Origin of the sequence: Streptomyces sp. TSRI0281, from assembly GCF_001905125.1 — a bacterium.
Classification (GTDB): Bacteria; Actinomycetota; Actinomycetes; order Streptomycetales; family Streptomycetaceae; genus Streptomyces.
In genome coordinates this window covers 1-18,398 of record NZ_LWLE01000024.1, presented here as the reverse complement: position 1 = coordinate 18,398, position 18,398 = coordinate 1, and the positions used below count along the sequence as shown (strand labels likewise).

The window sequence follows — 18,398 nt, the reverse complement described above, 5'->3', positions numbered from 1 at the left end:
AGAACAGCTGACCGCTTCCCAGCGGTCAGGTTGTTCTGGTTGCTACTCGGCCTGCAGGACGAAGAACAGGAAGCACAGGAAGCGCGGCTCGGCCGCGATGGCTTCGGGGAACATCTCGCGGGCGGCGGGATCAGGATCCGGCTCGCTGATGACCGTTATCCGGAAACCGGCCCCGATGAAAGCCTCGATCATCGCGTGCAGCGGCCTGTTCCATCTGCTTACCAGGGCGGTCTGGCCGCCCACGGTCCATTCTACGGTCCATTTGGTGGTGTCGAAGTAGTTGCACTCGGCCTCGCGACCGGCCTCGCGGTGTATGAGGTTGATGGCAAAGGGATGGTCGACAGACGCGATCAGCCGACCGCCGGGCCTGAGTACGCGGCGCAGCTCGGCCAGCGCCGGCCCCCAGTCCTCCAGGTAGTGCAGCACCAGGGACGCCGCTACATCGTCGAACGTGTCATCAGCGTAAGGAAGCGGGCTGCCCAGGTCCGCCACCTGCAGGTCCGCACCGTCGCCGAGCCGCTGCCGAGCCAGCTCCAGCATCTCGGCACTCGTGTCGAAGCCACTCACCATGGCGCCACGGTCGCGCAGCGCGGCAAACAGGGCCCCCGAGCCGCAGCCGGCGTCGAGGATCCGCCGGCCGGCCACGTCTCCAGCGAGGGCCAGCATCGCGGGCCGCTCGTAGTAGGCATTGACCAGGTTGGTTTCGTTTGCGGCCGTGTACGCCTCGGCGAAGCTGTTGTAGTCGTTGGTCTTCGACGGATCCACACTCACTGCGGACGGCGAGACCAGCCTGCTGGAAATCGCGTGCTCTTGGCGCTCGCTTGAGATCATGGTGCGGGAGACGTGCGCCGCAGCAGTTCGGTTCCTGGCCGCGGCCAACTGCTGCGCTGCGTCGTCGCACGGATCGATCTCGTCTACCCCGGAGTCCTCTCCCTGCCGGGCCACGCCGGCGCGGGGGGGCCTCCCGGAATACAGCAAGCGCCCCCGGCGCTGGTGCCGAAGCGCGAGCGCAAGGCTCCCCGGGCCGGGATGCGGGGAACTGATGGTTGTGCAGAGGCGTCCTGTGCTACCACTGAAGTTCATCCAATGCTGCTGAGGGCGCGCGTTCGTCGGCTGCGGAGAGGGGGCGAGTGGGGATGCCGCGAAGCAGGAAGATCACGGTCATGGTGGTCGCGGTCGTATTGACCGCGTCGACGCCGTTCTTCTGGCTGCTGGACAACCCGGATACCGGCCAGCTGGTTGCCGCCTCAGTCCAGGGCGCCACCGGTATTGCCGCCCTGGTGTGGGCGCTGATGCAGTCCCCGGCCAACCCACAGGCCGGGGTTGCGGTGGTCGATACCGGGAAGGCCAAGGCCACCGGTGGAGGCCGGGCGTCCACCGGCGTGCGACGCCCGCAAGATGCCGGGAGCGGGGCGATTCGGGCGGAGCGAACCGGGGACGCCACCGCGGACGGGCCTGACAGCAGCGCAAGTACGGGTGTCGACTACAGCTGACCGGGCCGAGACGGCTCAGTATGCGGGAGGATCTCCGTTCGATGGTGAAATAGCCCAATCGCCGCCCCGACCCGGACGGTGACGCCGATGCTGGTCCCGAGACCGCAGACGCAACGCCTGGACCGTCGGTAACCGCCAAGGACACCGGCGATGCCGCTGCCAACGACGGCGCCACGGCGGTATCCGGCCACACCGGACCCGGCCCAGAGACCACCGGCCCGGTACATGTGAGCCGTACGGGGGCCGCCACCGCCAGCGAGGGCGCTCTGGCCAACACCGGGTACCTGGCAATCGACAGCTTCACCCTGGTGCAGCAGGCCGCACCGCGCACACCCGCCGCCTGGCCGCACCAAGTCGGCGTGCTCCCGCCCAGCGCCTTGTCCTTCCAGCACCGGTCCGAGGTCTTGCCCTCCCGCTGCACGTCACCGAAGACCTGGACACCGGGTCCAGTGTTCTCGGGCTGTACTGGACGCTCTTTGGCGTGGGCGCGGTACTCGGTAGTCTGACGGCCGGCAGCCTGCGCAAACTCCCGGTCTGGCCCGTCACCCTGGCCATCGTCGCCGGATGGGGGCTTACGCTCGTGCCCTTCGGGCTCGGCGCCCCGACGGCCACCACCCTCGTGTGCTTCGCCCTGGGCGGATTCATCTATGGCCCCTTTACCACCTTGTCCTACACCCTCTTCCAGGACCGCACGCCCGCGGCCTGGCTGACCACCGTCCTCGCCGCCCGCGGCGCCGCCCTGCTCACCGCCGCTCCCCTGGGCACCGCGCTCGGCGGGCCGCTCGTCGCCGCGCTCGGCCCCCGGCTCACCCTCGGCGTCTCGGGCGCCGCGACACTTGTGCTGGCCTTCACCGCTGCTGGAATCTGGGCGAGAGCCCGTTACGTGACAACGACTCCTGCCAGCGCCCCTCCGGCAGCGGACCGATCCGGCTGACCGCAGTCTTCAGGACTCTCCACCATCCTGGTCGGCACGATACGGAATGGGCTTCGACCACATGCCGGAGTAGCACTGGGTAAGCGGGTATCCGCCTGGGAGGATGGCGTCGGTGTCCGCGAACCCCAGCGGAGCCCCCAGCCGGTGTGCTAGCCGACCATGATCATTCTCAGCGCCAACCGCTGTACCGATGTTCCCCGAGGCCGATGAGTCCCGCGAGTTCGCGGAAACTGAAGGTTATTCAGCGCGAACCCACGGGTCCACTGGTGTGCGTCAGGCTGATGCATCCGCGGGTTCGGGGGAAACACGAGGTTGCTGGGCGATTCGAAGGGCTTCGGCGGTGACGTCGGCCGAACGTCCTCGGCTATGACGGGCGCCCGCCGAACTGCCAGTTGTGCACCTCGATATCGGCGTACCGGTCCGGGGTCAGGATGGTGCGTGCCGTCTCCGGGTCCGGCGCTCGGACCAGCGCCGCCGTGCCCAGCCAGGTGGCGCCGTTGTCGGACAGCAGCGGTCCGTAGGCGATCAGCTCGTCCCGGTCGGGTGGCACCGTGAGGTCGGCGGCCTGTCCCGTGCCGAGGCCGATCACCAGGTACCGGTTGCCGCCGGTCCGGCCGCCGGGGAAGTCCCACATGGTGCGCCCCAGCGTGTTGCGCCACCGTCGTAGCAGCACGTCCCGGTAGACACCGGCCTGGTAGTTCGGCTCGTCGAAGGCGAACGCGCGGGCAGCGGCGGGATCGGGCAGGTCGAGGATGTGCACGCTTCCGGTGGGTGTGTCGCCGTCGTCGGCGAGAGTCGGGCCCCGGGCGATCATCTCCTTCGCGTACTGGTCCATGTAGGACCAATGCTCTTCCCCCAGCTCGTAGCGCAGTGGCAGGGAGGCGGGCCGGTCGCGGTGGTAGCAGAGGAACTCCATGCCTAAAGATCTCTTCAAGGAGGTGCCCAGGTCGAGCGGGTTTCACTGCGAGGGCTGCTCGGCGGCCTGCTCCAGCAGGGCCCGTGCAGAGTCCGCGTAGCGCATCGCGGTCTTCTCGTCGAGCCCGAAGACCTCCGCGAGGTGGAGTGGGTCAGGGCCTTTGACCATGGCTTCTTCGAGCTGCCGGTCGACGCGGAGTCTCTCCAGGGTGGCGTCCTGTCCCCGCATCGCAGCACTGATCCAGTGGTTGCTGGCCCGGCTGGTGGTGTTGGCGGTCTGGTTGTTGATCAGCAGGTGGAGGTTCGCGGTGTTCGGCCACCGTCGACGCCGGTGCTCCAGCCAGTCCAGCAGCAGCTGCAAGGTGAGGTCGTCCAGAGGGCGGACACGTCCGACGATGGTCAGCCGGCGGTTGCCGAGGTCGACGTCGTCGAGCATGAGGGTGGCGATCTGGGCGACCCGGGCGGCATGGACCGCTGCGAGGGCAAGGATGAGCCGCGTCGCTGGGGTGGTGGCCGCGGCGACGGAGCGGTCGACCTGCTCGGGGACGAGCGGTTGCAGCACGGCGTACTCGTATTGCCCGACCTTGATCCGGCTGGCGGGGTTGCGGAAGATCAGCCCGTTCCGCTTGGCCCAGGTGAACAGTGCACGCAGGGCGACGAGTTGGTCATGTCGCTGGTGGCCGTGCAATGTCTTGATATAGGTGAGGACGTCGTCGCGGGTCACTTCCCGAAGATGGTCGTAGCGGCTCGACCATTCCAGTAGAGCCGGGCGGACCCGGTTGAGGTAGAGCCAGACGGTGCCCTCCTGTCGCGGGAGGCTGCGCGGGCCGCCGTCACGAAGGACGCGGGTCCAACGTTCGGTCTCCGAGCGGATGCCGGGTGCGAGACCCTCCAGTCTCCCGGCGAGCCAGCGTTCGAAGGAGGGTTCGCTGTCATCTTCGAAGATCCCCATCTCCTCCAGGACCGTGACGGTGTGGCCGACCGGCAGGTCCAGGGCCCGCAGTGGGGGCGAAGATCTCCGTGTGCCGGATGACGTCGCCCTCGACGTAGCCGGTGAGGACGAGGGCCAGGCCGCGGTTGACGGCGAAGCGAATGTTACGGCCCCAGCCGCGGGCCTCGGCGATCCGGTAGGCGAGGTACTTCGCCCAGGCCAGCCAGAGGCTGGCCAGGTCCGCGTCGGCCAGAGCGAGCCGACTGTAGTCGCGGGGGATCTGCTCGAACAACGGTGGCTGCGTCCAGCCGGGATCCGGGCGCCAGGCCGGGGCCGGGGGCGGCTTGCGCGGGGCTCCCCGCCGTCCTCCGCCCTGCCGGGCCGAGGGCATCGGCCGTCTGCGGTAATGCATCCCGACGAAGAACAGCTGGTGGTGCCGGACGGCGGCGAGCCGCTCCCGCACGTCCGTCTCGTCCGCGAGCCGGCCAGCGGTGGCCTGCGCGCTGAGGCGGGCCTGGCACCAGCACAAACGGCAGTACGTCCACTTCAGCGGCTGGATGCGGCGGCAGCCGGTGCACCCAGCCGCGTCGTGGCCACGGCCGAACATGTAGCAGGTGGGGCAGAGACGGCCGCTGAAGTTTCCCCAGGCCAGGCAGCTGTCACAAGAGTCGGTGGGCTTGACGTAGCCCCTGCGGGAACCGTGCCACCGGCTCACTCCGGCGGCAGCGACCGGCCGTCCCGGCGCTTGGGGACCACCTTCGCTGCGGCGGTTCCCGCGCCGACCGCGGCCCGGTCCGTCGCCTCCGCCTGCCCGGGGCGGTGGACCTTCTCCGGCTCGGGGATCAACAGGTCACCGATCTCGCAGCCGAGGACGACGCAGATGACGTCCAGGTCCTCCAGCTTGAGCGAGACCGGCTGGCCGGACCACAGCCCGGACATCTTCCCCGCTGAGATCACCAACCCGTGCTCGGCCAGGCTCTGTTGGAGTTCGGACGCCTTCCAGATACCCTTGTTCGCGGCCGTCAGCCGCAGGTTCCACCTCATCGGATCAGCCCTTCCAGCCGCTTCGCGGCCCGCTCGGTCCCGGCGGCCCAGGCGTCCTCGGCCTGGGTCTGCTGGACGTGGACGTACCGCATCGTCGTGGCGATCCAGGAATGTCCCAAGACTTCCTGAATTGCGAGCAAGTCCAGCCCGTTCTCATAGAGTTGGGACGCGCAGAAGTGCCGCAGGACATGCGGCGTCAGCTTCTCGCCCCACCCCGGCAGATGCGCTGTGGCCGCGTCCTTGAGCCCGCCGCGCAGAGCGTCGTCGCCCACCCGGCGCGAGGAGCCGTCGGCGTTCTTCCGCTCGGAGGGAAACAGCGGGGCACCCGGGCGGCTGTGGTCGTCGTCGAACTGGCCCCACACGTCCTCGATGAACCACCGCAGCGTGCGGTCGGCGCCGTTGATCAGCGGGACCATCCGCTCGCGCGGGCCGGAGCCACGGGCGCCCTTGCCATGGCGGACGTGCAGCTTGCCGAAGCGCCCCAGGTCCCACTTGATGTCTGTCAGGTCGAGCTTGCACGCCTCACTGACCCGCAGGCCGACCTGGGACATCAGCTTGGAGGCGGTGTAGTTCCTGGCGGTAGGGGCGAACTTGCGGCAGGTGGCCAGCGCGCCGCCCCAGCCGGTGAACAGCGTCCCGACCTCCGGTCCGGTCGGTGGAATCCGCAGCTGTGCGTCCTTGGCCCCGCGCGGCCGGTTCATCTCGTCGATCGGGCACTCGACCACCCGGCCGGTCATCCGGTGCAGCTCGACCTTGTGCCGCAGCTCCAGGAACAGGAAGTACGTCGTCAGGGCCTGCGACCGGGCCAGCCGGGTGCCGCTGGGTGAGTTCCGCAGCACCTTCCCGAAGTACGCATCAACGTCGGCCGGCTCCATGTCCCACAGCGGCCGGCCGAACCAGGTCCTGATCTGCTCCAGGTGCCCGACATCCCCGCGGATTGTGCCATCCGCCAGGCCCGCCGAGGCCCGCGCGAGGACGAACCCGGACAGCACGTCGGTCTCGAACCGCTCCAGTTCTTCCGCCGACGCAGGCGCCCGGTGCTCACGCAGGTCCCGCACGACCGCCAACGCCGTCAACCCGAGCCTCCTCGCCTTCGGCCCGACTGTGGATCGGTCGGACGAAGTGAGAACGCCTCAAGAATCCCGAAGTTACGTCACAAAGACACAGTGCACCCGAAAGAGAAAGAACCCCCTGGCCACGGGGTCGGGTACTCAGCCGGGTTCAGGGGAACTCACAGGATGTCGCACAAACGTGCGCTAAGCCCTCCAGGGGCCGATGCCGCAGAAAACAGGGCCGGTTCGTGCGTCCCGAGCCGCCCGGAACCGCAGCTCACGGTGACCGATGGCACGGATAACGGAGCATTATCTGCGGCGGCCGTCACAAGCCGCCCACCGCCACCCCGCAGCCTGCGTACCTTGCGCGCGTGGGCCCCTCACACAGTTCACGGCGCCGGATCAGGCGTCTGCCACGCCGCCATCTGCTCTCGGAACTTCGGGCATCTGACGATGTCCTCTTCGCTGCATTTGAGGGCATGGGTCAGGAGCTGATGGGCGTGGTCGAGATCGACCATGCGCTGCTCGATCTCGCTGATCTTGGCGCGGATCATTGCCTTTCTGCGTGGCTGCTCCCGCTGGAACTCGTTGATCTCGACCAGGGTCAGCCCGGCCTGCTGGCACTTGCGAAGTACCGTGATCCGCTCGGCGGCCTCCGGAGGATAGCGCCGCTGGCCGCTCTTACGCTCGGGCGCGGGCAGCAGGCCGTGGCGCTCCCAGTACCGGATGGCCGAAGCGGGCACTCCGGTGATCTCGGCGAGTCGGCCGATCGTCATGCGCACGTTCCGCTCCTCCTGCTGCTCGTCGGATCCGGCATTTGACTTAAACCTTAGTTCAAGTTGAAGAGTGGTCGGCACATGGACAGCGACCAACGAGCGGCCGCTGGGCAGCGCACTTGGAGATACCACTATGAGCGACACGTACGTACGGAAAGAGCGGGCCGACCAGCTGGTGGAAGCCGCTGAGAAGCTCTTCGCGGCCGGGGTGATGTCCCACTCAGGGCACGCCAACCTGAGCGCCAGGCTTGACGGTGAGCGCCTTCTGCTGACGCCGGGGTTCGTCCGCGGCCTGCGGCCCGAACAGCTGGCGACCGTTGGTTTCGACGGACAGGTCCTGGAAGGTGAGCTGCAGTCCGTCAGCGCCGAGATCATCGCCATGCACAGCGCCGTGTACAAGGCCCGCCCCCATGTGGGCGCGATCATCCACACCCACTCGCCGTCCGCGACCGCCTTCGCCGTGGCCCACCGGCCGCTGCCCTGCCGCACCGAGCCGATGCTGCGCTTCGGACAGGCCGAGGACGTCCCCGTGGTTCCCTGGGGACCACGCGGATCGGACGTGTCGGTGCGCGGTCTCGCCGATGTGCTGAAACGGTGCCCGACGACGGCCGCAGTCCTGCTGGCCAACCACGGACTCTTGGTGTTCGGTCCAGATTCGGCGGCCACCGCCCACCTCGTGGTGGCGATCGAGGAGAGCGCCGAAGCCGAGATCGCCGCCGCGGCGATCGGCGGGGCCGTGGACTTCCCCCCGGGCGCCCAGGATGCCGTTCGCGCCGCGATCGCGCGGGTCATGTCATGACGGACGGCACCCTCGCCTCCCGTACCGAGGCCATACGCGACCGTTACCGCTCCACCCTCGGAACCGTTCCCGGCGGGGTGCAGGAGCGGCTGCGCCTGGCCCAGGAGTTCGGCCGACTGCCGACCGAAGAGGCGATCGCGGCACTGCGCCACATCGTGCTGACCGACAATCCGCTGGGAGCTCGAGTGCAGCAGCTCGTCCACTTCGGGCAGCTGCTGGCCCTTGGCCGGGCACACCCCGCCCGGATCCACGCCCAGGGCGCACTCCACGCCGGAGCTGGCATCGCCGACCTCATCGGCGTCGCCGAGACAGCGCTCATCACCGCGGGCGTGCCGGCGTACGCACTCGGCACCGAGATCACCGCCGAACTCCTGCAGCACGGAGACGATGGCGAAGAGCGACCATCGGATCGTGCGGGCGGCCCGGTCCGACTCTGAGACAGAAGTCAGGGGTTGAGGAACATTCGACCGGAAACCGGCGCCTGTACTCTCCGTGACGGCCGCCGCAGATAATGCTTCGTTATCCGTGCCATCGGTCATCGTGAGCTGCGGTTCCGGGCGGCTCGGGACGCACGAGCCGGCCCTGTTCTCTGCGGCATCGGCCCCTGGAGGGCTTAGCGCACGTTATGACGTCGCTGTTCCTCAGCCCCCGATCACACCACCACTCGTCTTCCTGGGAACAGCGCAGGGGCGGGACTTGATCGCCGGTGGCCCTTTGCGAACCGGGCCGGGCAGCCTCCGGCGGGGATTCGCGCCAGGAGGCCGTACCTCGTGAGATCTACGTGGGTTACTGTCCGTGGTCCGGCCGACCTGCCCTTGGGATTGCCTCGTCGGCCCGGGGCACTTGGTCGACCGATGCCTCAACCACAGCGAAACAGGGCCCGAAGCCAGCGGCGCCCGATCCGGCCTGCGGAACATCGCGGCAGCAGGAGCTCCCCCGCCAGCCAGTTCGGACCGTGTGGTCGCCTCACGCTTCCGCGGCGACGCGGTCGTGAAGTCCGTGCAGAAGATCGCAGCAGAGATCGGTATGAACCGGCCTGTGCTGTCGCGAAAGATTGCGCCGCTGATCGAAGCGGGCTGGCTCAGGGTCGGCTCCCGCCACGGAAACATCCGCTACTACGGTGTGGGACCACGGGCGGAGGCACGGAACAACGTCGTGCCGTTGCGCCGCTCCGCCTGACCGTCACACCCGTGTGGGGCACAGTCCCGGAATTGATCCGGGACTGTGCCCCACACGCACACCATGGGGAACACGATTTCCCCACACTGTTACTCAGGCGCACAGTATGCGCGCGTCTCTGCCCGTCAACCCTCCTTGGTGCGCCGCCGCAGGGGCCACACGGCTTCATCGCCGCAGGCCCCTGTCCAGAGATGCTGCTTCCTCATACTGTTTCTGTGAGAAACAGTATGAGGAAGCGCCAGACGCCTTACGCCGGGAGCGGCCCCAGGTGAACCGATCACCCAGGCCGCCGATGACACTGCCTACCTCGACAGCTACGCGGTGCAAACGGCTGCAGGCCGTGGGCGTCCCGGCAGCCCGGTCTTCCGGGACGCCCACGGGAATGCCTACCCCGTCAGGGGCTGATGGTGAGCTGCGCGGCACTGGGCATCGGTGCGCGGCGGCGGGCGGGCAAACAGTGGATCGCGCGGTCGACGCCGGAGACGAGGTCCGGGACGGGGATGCCGTAGCAGACGGACAGCGGGTCGATGTCGTCGAGCGACCAGGCTGCGGAGCCTGACTGCTTCCGGCTGATCTGGGACTGGCTGGTCACCGGCCTGGTGCGCGGCCCGCCAGTACCCCGGCGGACGTGTGGTTCACCAGCGGCGCAGTTCTTTGCGGAGTTCCTCGTACCACTGGCGCTGGCGCTGGTGTGCGGGGTCGGGGCGGGGTCCGAGGGCGAGGACTTGGTCGTCGATGCGGTAGGTGAGGCGGTACAGCAGTACGTGGGTGGCGCACTCCAGCCAGCGTTCGGCGTCCTGTGCTGGTGGTGCCGGGCCGAGGACGGTGGCGAACCAGGAGGGCAGGAGCAGACGGCTGCTGACAGCGTGCGCCAGCCTGCTGCGAAGGGACAGGGTGAGCCGCTGTTCCGCACGTTCGCCGGCGGCGATGGACGGCTGTTTGCCGGCGGTGGCCGCACGGTCCGCGGCGAGGGCCGCGGTGGCCTTGCGGGCCTCGGGAGCCTGCCGGGCGAGGCCCTGGCGTTCGGTTTCCTCGCGCGCGATGACGGAGCGCAGCTTGGTGGCGGCCTTGGCGTGGGGCTGGGTGTTGTAGGGGGTGGAGAGCAGTGTGCCGACCAGGCCGATGGCTTCCTCCTGGGTAGCCCGGTGTTGGGCCTGGGCGTTGTGGAAGCTCTGTACCCGGTTCTGGGGGTGGGTGCGGACGGTGCTGGTGAGGAGGGCGTCGGCGGCGTCCCAGCCGGACCGCATCGTGGCGGCCAGGGCGTGCTGGTCCTTGGTGAAGGTGTCCAGGTCCGCCGGAGGGATGTTCCCGGCGGCCATGATCTGGCCTTCCAGCAGCCGCACGTGCTGGGTGAGCCTCTTCACCGTCCGCTCCGCGGCCTCGACGCGGTCGTCGAGCTCGTCGACCCGGCCCCCGGCTTCCTCGGTCGTGGTCTCCAGCTTCTACCGCCCGTCCAAACGGAGCGAGTACGTCCACATCGACTCCCTGTTCGGGGAGGCGGGCAAGAACATCATCGACTGGGACCTGATCGAGTCCCAGTTCCGGCACCTGATGAAGGTGGCCGTGTCCGTGCGTGAGAGCGCCATCTCCTCCTCGACCCTGCTGAAGCGGCTGCGCTCGGGCTCGCACAAGAACTCCACCTACACCGCGTTCCGCGAGGTCGGCCGCGTGATCCGCACCGTGCAGCTGCTGCGCTACCTCTCGGACGCGCCGCTTCGCCGACGGGTGACGGCCGCGACGAACCGAGTCGTTCAACCGGTTCTCCCAGTGGGTCGGCTTCGGCAACCAGGGCGTCCTCGCCGACAACGACCCCATCGAGCAGGAGAAGGCGATGAAGTTCAACGCCCTGCTCACGAACGCGGTGATCTTCCACAACGCCCTGGACATTGCGGAGATCGTCCGCCAGCTGTTGGAGGAGGGCTGGCAGATCGACCCCGAGGACCTGGCCCACATCTCGCCGTACCTGACTGAGCACATCAAACGGTTCGGCGAGTACTCCACCCACGAACTCGGCATCCAGCCCGAGGCATACGACCCCAAACTCGACGTCGACTTCACCCAGCTCCGCGACCAGGACCTGAGCGTCGCCGGCCTCGGCCAGGCCGCCTGAGCCGTGAGGGTGCCCGTGGCCCGTCGGGTACCTCGCGCAACTGTCAGTGGTCGGAGACGGCCAGTTCACTCGTCTTCGTTCACTGACCGCTCATCCGGCTTACCGGGTCCGTCTGCCGCATGGGCATACAGTGAAAATCATGATCAATGTCTGTTTTGCCGGTATCACCGGATGGACCGCTCCGCCCATCGTCGGCGCCATTGACCGGGCCGATGACCTCGTCCTGACCGCCGGTGTCTCCCGTTCGGCCGCCGGGTCGACGCTGGCGGACGCGGTCGGCTCCAGCGGCGGCGGCTCGGTACACGACTCGGTGGCCGCAGCGCTCCGGGCTGCTCCGGTGGATGTGCTGGTGGACTTCACCAGCGCGGCCGCTGTCCGGGCCAACGTGTTGACCGCCGTCCGGGCAGGGGTCCACGTCGTGGTCGGCTCCAGTGGCCTGACCGCCGCCGACTACGCCGAAATCGACCGGCTCGCCCACGAGCACTCCGTGGGTGTCATCGCCGCCGGCAACTTCTCCGTCATGGCCGCCGTACTGCGCCGCGCCGCCACCATGGCCGCAGAGCACCTGAACCACTGGGAGATCATCGACTACGCCGGCGACACCAAGCCGGACGTGCCCAGCGGTACCTCCCGGGAACTGGCCGAAACGCTCGGTACGGTCCGCGCACCCGAGCCTGCCGTCCCGCTGGGCGATCTGCACGGCCCGGTGGAGGCACGCGGCACCGAGGTCGCCGGCAGCCGCATTCACTCGATCCGGCTGCCGAGCTTCGTGGTCACCACCGAGATCGTGTTCGCCGGCCCCGGTGAACGACTTGTGATGCGTCACGACCCCGGCACCGACCCCGATCCCTACGTCGACGGAACCCTGCTGGCGGTGCGCCGGGTGAGCGAGACGGTGGGTGTGCGCCGGGGCCTCGACTCCCTGCTGTTCGGCGCCCCGGACCAACGCTGAGCTCGGGCCCCGCGCGGTCGAGCCCCGGGCCGTGGTCGTCCGCAACGGTCACCGTCACCGTTCGGGCAGTGTGACGTTCCACCGCCGACACGGTTCGATCGCGCGTCGAATCCATGGCGGCAGCCGGTCGGGATACCCCGCACAACCTGAGCGTCTCCAAAGGACCTTCGCAAACGGCGTCCCGTGGGCCGTGATCAGTCCGGGGCTACTCGCGAAACTCTCGCATCCGGTCATTTCCGCGAGCGCGGGGGCTCGGGGTTCTCGCGGTAGAGGTCGATGGCGAGGGCGACTGCGGCGTGGGTCGCGGGGTGGGGATCCTGGCGGCGCCAGATGAGGTGGACGGGTACGGGGGCGGCGTTGCGCAGGGGGCGGTAGACGATGCCGTCGCGGCGGTACTGGGCCGCGGTGGCCTGGGGAGTGAGGCCGACGCAGTAGCTGGTGGCGATGGCGGCGAGCCAGTCGTCGATGTCGTGGGTGTAGGTAACGGCCGGGCGCTCGTCCTCGGGCCACAGGTTCAAGGTGGTGGTGCCGGTGCGGCGGTCGATGACAAGGGTGCGGGCCGGGATTTCATCCAGGCGGATGCTGCGCCGGCGGGCCCAGGGGTCGTCGGAGGCGAGTGCGACGACGCGGTGTTCGTGACCCACCAGGGCGTGCGACCAGGGCTTCAGGTCGAGTGGGGCGCGGACGACAGCCAGGTCGCACATTCCTTCGGCCAGCCCGCCGGTGGGGGAGTTGTGGCGGACGAGTCGGAGTTCGACCTCGGGGTGGCTCTCGTGCCAGCGCCGCTGGAAATCGGTGGTGTGGTGGCCGAAGGCGGACCAGGCGTGGCCGATGTGGAGCAGGGCGTGGCCGGCGGTCGCTTCCGCGACGAGGTCGTTGGCGCCGGCGAGCAAGATGCGTGCGCGGGCGAGGGCCCGCACGCCTGCGGACGTGGGCTCGATCGTGCGGCTGGTGCGGTGCAGCAGCCGCACTCCGAGGAACTGTTCCAGAGCATGCAGGTTGCGGGAGACGGCAGCCTGGGAGATGCCGAGCTCAAGGCCGGCGTCGGTGAAGCTGCCGGTGTCGATGATGGCGACCAGACAGCGCAGGTGTTTCAGCTCCAGGCCGGCAGGGCTCCACTGTTGCTTATCCATACGCTCAGCGTATCGATAGGCCGGTGGATGCATTTTGCGCATCGCTGCGGGGGCCCCACTGTCGAGGGCATGGTGCTGAAGATTTCTCACGACGGCGCCGGACACACCTCCGGCGCCGCCCACGACGGTGGTACCGGCCAGGACGGCAAGCGCCTGGCCGGGGTGGCCCTGATGCTGGGCAGCGGCCTGTCCAACCAGGCCGGAGCATCGGTGGCGGCGCTCGCCTTCCCGGTGATCGGCCCGGTGGGAGTGGTGGCCGTCCGCCAGTGGGTGGCCGCCGCAGTGCTGTGGGCGGTCGGCAGGCCGCGGCTGCGGTCGTTCACCTCGGCGCAGTGGCAGCCGGTCCTGGGACTGGCGCTGGTGTTCGCCGCGATGAACCTGTCCCTGTACATGGCCATCGACCGCATCGGGCTTGGGCTGGCCGTCACGCTGGAGTTCCTCGGCCCGCTCACGGTGGCCCTGGCCGGCTCGCGCCGCCGCATCGACGCCTTGTGCGCGGCGGCCGCCGCGGCCGCGGTGGTCGTCCTGGCCCGCCCCTCGCCCTCCACCGGCTACCTGGGCATCGCCCTGGCCCTGCTCGCCGCGGTGTGCTGGGGCAGCTACATCCTGCTCAACCGCGTCGTCGGCCGCCGCCTGCCCGGGCTGGAGGGTTCGGCCGCCGCCGCTGCGGTCTCGGGTGCGCTCTACCTTCCCGTCGGCGTCCTGGCGCTGTGGCTGCATCCCCCCACCGCAGCCTCCATGGCCTGCGCGCTGGCGGCCGGCGTGCTGTCCTCCGCCGTGCCCTTTCTGGCCGATCTTCTGGCACTGCGGCGAGTTCCCACGCACTTCTTCGGCGTATTCATGAGCGTCAACCCGGTCTTCGCCGCGCTGATCGGTCTCGTCGTGCTCGGCCAGCACCTCGATGCGGTGGCATGGCTCGCCATGCTGGTGATCGTCGGCGCGAACACGGTCGCCGTCACCACGACACCTCCCACCCTCACCACCAACAGCAGGAGCACCTCGTGAAGGTCCTGATCGTCCACGCCCACCCCGACCCCGCCTCCTTCAACACCGCCCTGAAGGACACTGCGGTTACCACCCTGCGCGCGCAGGGACACCAGGTGCAGGTCAGCGACCTGTACGCCCTGGGCTTCAAGGCCGTTCCCGACGCCGAGGACTTCGCCGGCACCCGACGCCACCCCGAACTCCTGCAGATCGACATAGAACAGGAGCACCAGTACGAGACAGGCATCTGCCCGGCGGACGTGGCGGCCGAACAGGCCAAGGTGGAATGGTGCGACCTGCTGATCTTCCAGTTTTCGATCTGGTGGTTCTCCATGCCCGCCGTCCTCAAGGGCTGGGTCGAGCGCGTCATGTCCCGCGGGTTCGCCTACCGCCGAGGCCGCAAGCACGCCAAGGGCGTCTTCCTCGGCCGCAAGGCCATGATCAGCTGCACCACCGGCACCTCCGCCGCCACCTATGCACCCGACGGCATCGAGGGCGACATCCAGCGCCTGCTCTGGCCGGTCAACAACGGCGTCTTCCACTACCTGGGCTTCACCCCGTTGCCCCCGTTCATTGCCTACGCACCCCGCCTGGCCACCGAACAGGAACGCAAGGAACGCCTGGACGCCTACGCCGAACGCCTGCGGACCATCGAGACCACCGAGCCCCTCTTCTTCCATACCCGGGAGGACTACGGACCCGACCAGCGCCTCCTGCCCGGTGTCAGGGCCCGCAGCGGCTTCCAGTGGAACCCCTCAGCAGGGCAGGAGCAAGCCGCAGCGGCCGACCGTTCCTCACCTCGCTCCGGCTCGCGGCAGGTCTGAGGACCCGGACGCGATTCCAAGGTCCGCCCGAGTCCCGAGCCCAACCCCCGCACAGGAGCTGATTTCCGTGAGTGATACACCGGTGTTCCAGGCGCTGCACCACATCTGCATCGTCGTGCGCGACCTCGACAAGGCAGTCACGTACTACACATCGCTGGGGGTAGGTCCCTGGCACGACTTCCCGTCCCTCAAAGCCTTCGAGGACGACCTGCGGGTACCGGACCGCGAGGCGTTCTTCGACCTCACCTACAAGTACGCCGATCTGCCCGGAGTCCAACTCCAGCTGTGCCGGCCCGGAACAGGCCGCAGCCCCCAACGGGACTTCCTGGAGGAGCACGGTGAGGGCGTCTTCCACCTCGGCTTCGGCGTAACCGACTGCGACGCGGCCGAGAAGCAGGCCACAGAGCTGGGACTGGAGGTACTGCTGCGAGGGAGGCGGCCCGACGGCAGCGGGTTCACCTACTTCGACACCGCCGACGGCGCGGGCATCGTTCTACAGATCCGCTCCGACTGACCCTTCCCGATCGGCGACGGCCAGTACGCCCGTGCTGCTCGGCGCGGGCGCTGTACCTGGTGGTGTCGTTGCCGGCGGGACAGGCTCGCCGAGGCGGAGAGCGTCGATGCCGACGTGCCGCGATACGGCGCGATGCGGCGAGCATCGGCCGCAGGGGACTCCCGCGCTTACCGGCCTGAGTGCGTCACTCCGGGTGTTTCATAGGTGGTCGCTCGTGAAACACCCGCCCGCCCGGCGATCCACCTGCGGTGATCATGTTTCATGAGTTGTTGCAAACACCTGGACGCCCTCAAGACTCTGGAGTGGGTCGGCCAGCGAGAGAACTTGCATCTGCGGCCCGTCGGGCACGGGGAAGAGCCACTTCACTGAGGCCCTCGGGCAGACCGCGGTTGAAGCCGGCCTGGCCGTCGCCTGGTTCACCATCGAGGACCTCGGCGCCCTGGTCCGCTGCCACCGCGCGGACGATTCCATCGCCCGGGCCCTGGCAAAGATCGTCCGCTCGGACCTGATCATCGTCGACGACATCGGCCTGCTGCCCGTTTCGCCGGACGCCGCCGAGGGCTTCTACCACCTGGTCGACGCCGCCTACGAGCGTCGCTCGATCGCCGTCTCCAGCAACCTGCACCCCTCTGGCTTCGACGAGATCATGCCCAAGACCCTGGCCACCGCGACCGTCGACCGCCTCCTCCACCATGCCCACATCACCGTCACTCAGGGTGATTCGATCAGGTTCACCGAGGCCACCACCGGAAAGGGAGTGAAGCCCTTCAGCTGATCGCCCACCAACCGATGGCGGGGAGATAACTGGCCGCCACCGGGGGCACCCACCTGGCCATCATCGGGGCAGATCACTGGCCGCTCGCGGGGAGCACTACGAGGCCGTTGACACAAGCCGAGAACAGCGCCGCGTGACTTCCCTGCCGGGCGTGCCCGCCAACTTCCGTAAGCCCTGCACACATCGGGCCTGGCGCGGGCAGCATGGCGTCCATGAACACCGCCATTCACGAGCCCGTCATGGAACTGCTGCGCGCAGCCCTGGACCCCGCCAGCCACCGCACCGACGCCCGGTCACTGCTCGGCCTGCCCACCGGCCGCTTAATCGCGGACGCCGCTTACGCGGACGCCGACGCCGAGTGTATGGACCGCCTGGCTCTGCTGGCCGCTGGCATCTCCACGGCCGCGTTCGGGCTGACTGCCGAGCTCGCCGCCCGCAGCGGGCAGAGCCCGCCGAATTCCTCGACGCGATGGACCGCTCGGCCCGCGAGCACCGCGAGGGCGTTCCGGCGCCGGTAGTCCAGGTGCTCTGCGGCATGCTGGACGACCGGGCCGGCGAGGGCGCCGCGATCCTCAGCCGCACCTTCGTCCGCGACCAGGAAGACTTCCTCACCCTGGTCCTCGAGCTTGCCGGCTACTGCGGGATCACCATCATGATTCTGGAGAAGCAGTACGACACCCCAAAGGAGCAGACGCTCCGGGATCTGGAGAGCGCGCTGACCGTCTGGGGCGAACAGCCCTGAACTGCTCCTGATCCAGCGGGTGCCCGGCTGCTGCAATCCACGTGGACTCCGACACACCTCGGGACGGTAGGGATGGGGTCAGGCGGTGTGGCGCAGTTGTGGTGCGGGTTGGGCGGGAGTGAGGGTGGTGAGCCCGGCCCGGTCATCGGCGAGGCGCTGGAGGGCACGGGCGCGGGCGGCGTCGCTCGAACTGGGCGCTGCCGCTGCGGCTTTGGCCTGGAGTGCGGCGAGTGCGGCCTGGCCGTCGCCGAACAGTTCTTCCGGCTCCTGCCAGCGGTTGCGGATCTGCTGTTCCCGGGCGGCTTGGATGACCGGGTCCGTTGCCGGTCGGGGTCTGTCGGTGGGCCTGGTGCGCAGCGAGCGCCTGGTGGAAGCCGGGCGAGGCCGTGTCGCGAGTGTTCACCGGCGCCTCGGGGGCAGCCGCGGCCGTCGGGGTGGTGGCCGTCTTGCGGGGTGCCGAGGCCGTCGTCTCTTCATGCGCACCTCCCACCTCCCGCTCGGCCTCGCGGCCCGGTGACCCGCCCCTCGACAACACCGCGCCGCTCAGCACGCCCGGCCAACGGATCCGGCGCAGCAGACATGACCGTGAACAACATCATCGAAAACGTCATCGTCGCCGCCGTCGTGTGGCTGTCCACCAGGCTCTGGACCCGCTGGCAGCGTAAGGAGAACACCGAATAGACGGAGGGGCTTGCTGATCACCGTCCCGGAAATGACCGTGCGGGACGGTCCCCTCCGGCTCCTGCGGGCGCTCGTGCAGGACGTCGTCCACCGCGAGCTCATCAGAACGGACGACGTGAGCGACCGAACCCGTCGCCGCACTATCCCCACGCCCGGCTGTCAGATGCCCGGCCATGCCTTCTTCCAGGGTGATCCACTCCCGGCGGGCGTAGGTGCGGACCGCGTCGCGGTCGCTGTCGGTGCAGCCGTCCTCCAGCCCGCCGGGGATGTTGCCGGTCGTGCTGGTTCCGTACTGCTGGTCGTGCCGTACGAGCTGGTCGGCGACGTCCGAGGCGTTCGTGCGCAGCTCTACGTCCGTCGGGGCCGGGGTGCTGGTCTCCTGGTAGGGGCGGGGCAGGTAGCTTCCGTGTCCGTGGCACAGGGCGAGCGCGTCCATGAAGTTTCCCCGTGATCCTGGACACTCGTCCGTTAAGCCGCGAGGGCGTGTTGATGCCGCTGCCTGGTCTCGGCCGGGGTGAGGTAGCCGAAGATCTTGTGCTTGCGCAGGCGGCGGCGGTTGT

22 protein-coding genes and 2 pseudogenes are annotated in these 18,398 nt (G+C 68.9%); 13 read left to right on the top strand and 11 right to left on the bottom strand.

Translation table 11 applies throughout. The features are described 5' to 3' along the window. Positions 1 to 42: 42 nt before the first annotated feature. Complete coding sequence (locus A6A29_RS27825) at positions 43 to 831, bottom strand: class I SAM-dependent methyltransferase (protein ID WP_198953318.1); 789 nt, start codon at positions 829 to 831, stop codon at positions 43 to 45. Between the two features lie 332 nt (positions 832 to 1,163). Between A6A29_RS27825 and A6A29_RS27820 the strand changes: the two genes are divergently transcribed. Together A6A29_RS27820 and A6A29_RS46990 are read left to right on the top strand one after the other, a co-directional pair. Beyond that, complete coding sequence (locus A6A29_RS27820; protein WP_073724061.1) at positions 1,164 to 1,493, top strand: hypothetical protein; 330 nt, start codon at positions 1,164 to 1,166, stop codon at positions 1,491 to 1,493. A 181-nt stretch (positions 1,494 to 1,674) separates the two neighbouring features. Next, positions 1,675 to 2,427 (top strand): MFS transporter, encoded by a 753-nt coding sequence (locus tag A6A29_RS46990; RefSeq protein ID WP_107468342.1) that lies wholly within the window; start codon positions 1,675 to 1,677, stop codon positions 2,425 to 2,427. 364 nt (positions 2,428 to 2,791) lie between these two features. Here A6A29_RS46990 and A6A29_RS27810 read toward each other — a convergent pair whose 3' ends face one another. From A6A29_RS27810 to A6A29_RS27790, 6 genes are all read right to left on the bottom strand, one after another. Then, positions 2,792 to 3,343 (bottom strand): YciI family protein, encoded by a 552-nt coding sequence (locus tag A6A29_RS27810; protein ID WP_073724033.1) that lies wholly within the window; start codon positions 3,341 to 3,343, stop codon positions 2,792 to 2,794. Positions 3,344 to 3,385: 42 nt separating this feature from the next. After that, a complete protein-coding gene (locus A6A29_RS46985) occupies positions 3,386 to 4,294 on the bottom strand; it encodes a hypothetical protein (RefSeq protein ID WP_241838677.1) in 909 nt (302 codons plus the stop codon). Then, entirely contained in the window at positions 4,275 to 4,880 is a 606-nt protein-coding gene (locus tag A6A29_RS46980) for a hypothetical protein (protein WP_241838676.1), read from the bottom strand. Before A6A29_RS46980 ends, A6A29_RS46985 begins: the two co-directional genes overlap by 20 nt. Before the next feature lie 104 nt (positions 4,881 to 4,984). Beyond that, positions 4,985 to 5,317 carry a helix-turn-helix domain-containing protein gene (locus A6A29_RS27800; RefSeq protein ID WP_073724032.1) on the bottom strand — a complete coding sequence of 111 codons (333 nt, stop codon included), beginning with the start codon at positions 5,315 to 5,317 and terminating at the stop codon, positions 4,985 to 4,987. Next, positions 5,314 to 6,393, bottom strand: coding sequence for a tyrosine-type recombinase/integrase (locus A6A29_RS27795; protein ID WP_073724031.1), 1,080 nt, complete (start codon positions 6,391 to 6,393; stop codon positions 5,314 to 5,316). The genes A6A29_RS27800 and A6A29_RS27795 overlap by 4 nt, the downstream gene beginning before the upstream one ends. A gap of 365 nt (positions 6,394 to 6,758) precedes the next feature. Continuing rightward, complete coding sequence (locus A6A29_RS27790) at positions 6,759 to 7,145, bottom strand: MerR family transcriptional regulator (RefSeq protein WP_073724029.1); 387 nt, start codon at positions 7,143 to 7,145, stop codon at positions 6,759 to 6,761. A gap of 133 nt (positions 7,146 to 7,278) precedes the next feature. Between A6A29_RS27790 and A6A29_RS27785 the strand changes: the two genes are divergently transcribed. From A6A29_RS27785 to A6A29_RS27775, 3 genes are all read left to right on the top strand, one after another. Then, entirely contained in the window at positions 7,279 to 7,944 is a 666-nt protein-coding gene (locus A6A29_RS27785) for a class II aldolase/adducin family protein (protein ID WP_073724027.1), read from the top strand. Further along, positions 7,941 to 8,381 (top strand): carboxymuconolactone decarboxylase family protein, encoded by a 441-nt coding sequence (locus tag A6A29_RS27780; RefSeq protein ID WP_073724025.1) that lies wholly within the window; start codon positions 7,941 to 7,943, stop codon positions 8,379 to 8,381. The genes A6A29_RS27785 and A6A29_RS27780 overlap by 4 nt, the downstream gene beginning before the upstream one ends. A 562-nt stretch (positions 8,382 to 8,943) precedes the next feature. Then, on the top strand, positions 8,944 to 9,123 hold the full coding sequence (locus tag A6A29_RS27775) for a hypothetical protein (RefSeq protein ID WP_143197083.1): 180 nt from the start codon (positions 8,944 to 8,946) through the stop codon (positions 9,121 to 9,123). Positions 9,124 to 9,517: 394 nt separating this feature from the next. Here A6A29_RS27775 and A6A29_RS27770 read toward each other — a convergent pair whose 3' ends face one another. Then, positions 9,518 to 9,715 carry a hypothetical protein gene (locus A6A29_RS27770; protein WP_241838675.1) on the bottom strand — a complete coding sequence of 66 codons (198 nt, stop codon included), beginning with the start codon at positions 9,713 to 9,715 and terminating at the stop codon, positions 9,518 to 9,520. Positions 9,716 to 9,758: 43 nt separating this feature from the next. Beyond that, complete coding sequence (locus tag A6A29_RS46975) at positions 9,759 to 10,487, bottom strand: hypothetical protein (protein WP_241838674.1); 729 nt, start codon at positions 10,485 to 10,487, stop codon at positions 9,759 to 9,761. Here A6A29_RS46975 and A6A29_RS48220 point away from each other — a divergent pair. Both A6A29_RS48220 and dapB read left to right on the top strand, forming a co-directional pair. Then, positions 10,426 to 11,233, top strand: a pseudogene (locus tag A6A29_RS48220) (Tn3 family transposase). The gene A6A29_RS46975 and the pseudogene A6A29_RS48220 overlap by 62 nt on opposite strands. Before the next feature lie 139 nt (positions 11,234 to 11,372). Continuing rightward, positions 11,373 to 12,185: a 4-hydroxy-tetrahydrodipicolinate reductase gene (gene dapB, locus A6A29_RS27750; RefSeq protein ID WP_079183049.1), complete on the top strand. Its 813-nt coding sequence runs from the start codon at positions 11,373 to 11,375 to the stop codon at positions 12,183 to 12,185. Positions 12,186 to 12,415: 230 nt separating this feature from the next. Here dapB and A6A29_RS27745 read toward each other — a convergent pair whose 3' ends face one another. Beyond that, positions 12,416 to 13,318, bottom strand: coding sequence for a LysR family transcriptional regulator (locus tag A6A29_RS27745; protein ID WP_073724019.1), 903 nt, complete (start codon positions 13,316 to 13,318; stop codon positions 12,416 to 12,418). Between the two features lie 171 nt (positions 13,319 to 13,489). Between A6A29_RS27745 and A6A29_RS27740 the strand changes: the two genes are divergently transcribed. From A6A29_RS27740 to A6A29_RS27715, 6 genes and pseudogenes are all read left to right on the top strand, one after another. Further along, on the top strand, positions 13,490 to 14,323 hold the full coding sequence (locus tag A6A29_RS27740) for an EamA family transporter (RefSeq protein WP_073724058.1): 834 nt from the start codon (positions 13,490 to 13,492) through the stop codon (positions 14,321 to 14,323). Further along, on the top strand, positions 14,320 to 15,126 hold the full coding sequence (locus A6A29_RS27735; protein ID WP_073724017.1) for an NAD(P)H-dependent oxidoreductase: 807 nt from the start codon (positions 14,320 to 14,322) through the stop codon (positions 15,124 to 15,126). The genes A6A29_RS27740 and A6A29_RS27735 overlap by 4 nt, the downstream gene beginning before the upstream one ends. Before the next feature lie 67 nt (positions 15,127 to 15,193). Further along, positions 15,194 to 15,640 carry a VOC family protein gene (locus A6A29_RS27730; protein ID WP_073724015.1) on the top strand — a complete coding sequence of 149 codons (447 nt, stop codon included), beginning with the start codon at positions 15,194 to 15,196 and terminating at the stop codon, positions 15,638 to 15,640. Between the two features lie 282 nt (positions 15,641 to 15,922). Continuing rightward, positions 15,923 to 16,415: pseudogene (locus tag A6A29_RS27725) on the top strand (ATP-binding protein); the annotation flags it as partial. Positions 16,416 to 16,627: 212 nt separating this feature from the next. Continuing rightward, positions 16,628 to 16,933, top strand: coding sequence for a hypothetical protein (locus A6A29_RS27720; RefSeq protein ID WP_143197082.1), 306 nt, complete (start codon positions 16,628 to 16,630; stop codon positions 16,931 to 16,933). A 17-nt stretch (positions 16,934 to 16,950) separates the two neighbouring features. Further along, positions 16,951 to 17,157: a hypothetical protein gene (locus A6A29_RS27715; RefSeq protein ID WP_158074474.1), complete on the top strand. Its 207-nt coding sequence runs from the start codon at positions 16,951 to 16,953 to the stop codon at positions 17,155 to 17,157. Between the two features lie 607 nt (positions 17,158 to 17,764). Here the strand turns inward: A6A29_RS27715 and A6A29_RS44990 are convergent. Next, positions 17,765 to 18,274 carry a hypothetical protein gene (locus A6A29_RS44990; protein ID WP_143197081.1) on the bottom strand — a complete coding sequence of 170 codons (510 nt, stop codon included), beginning with the start codon at positions 18,272 to 18,274 and terminating at the stop codon, positions 17,765 to 17,767. Positions 18,275 to 18,398 lie beyond the last annotated feature (124 nt).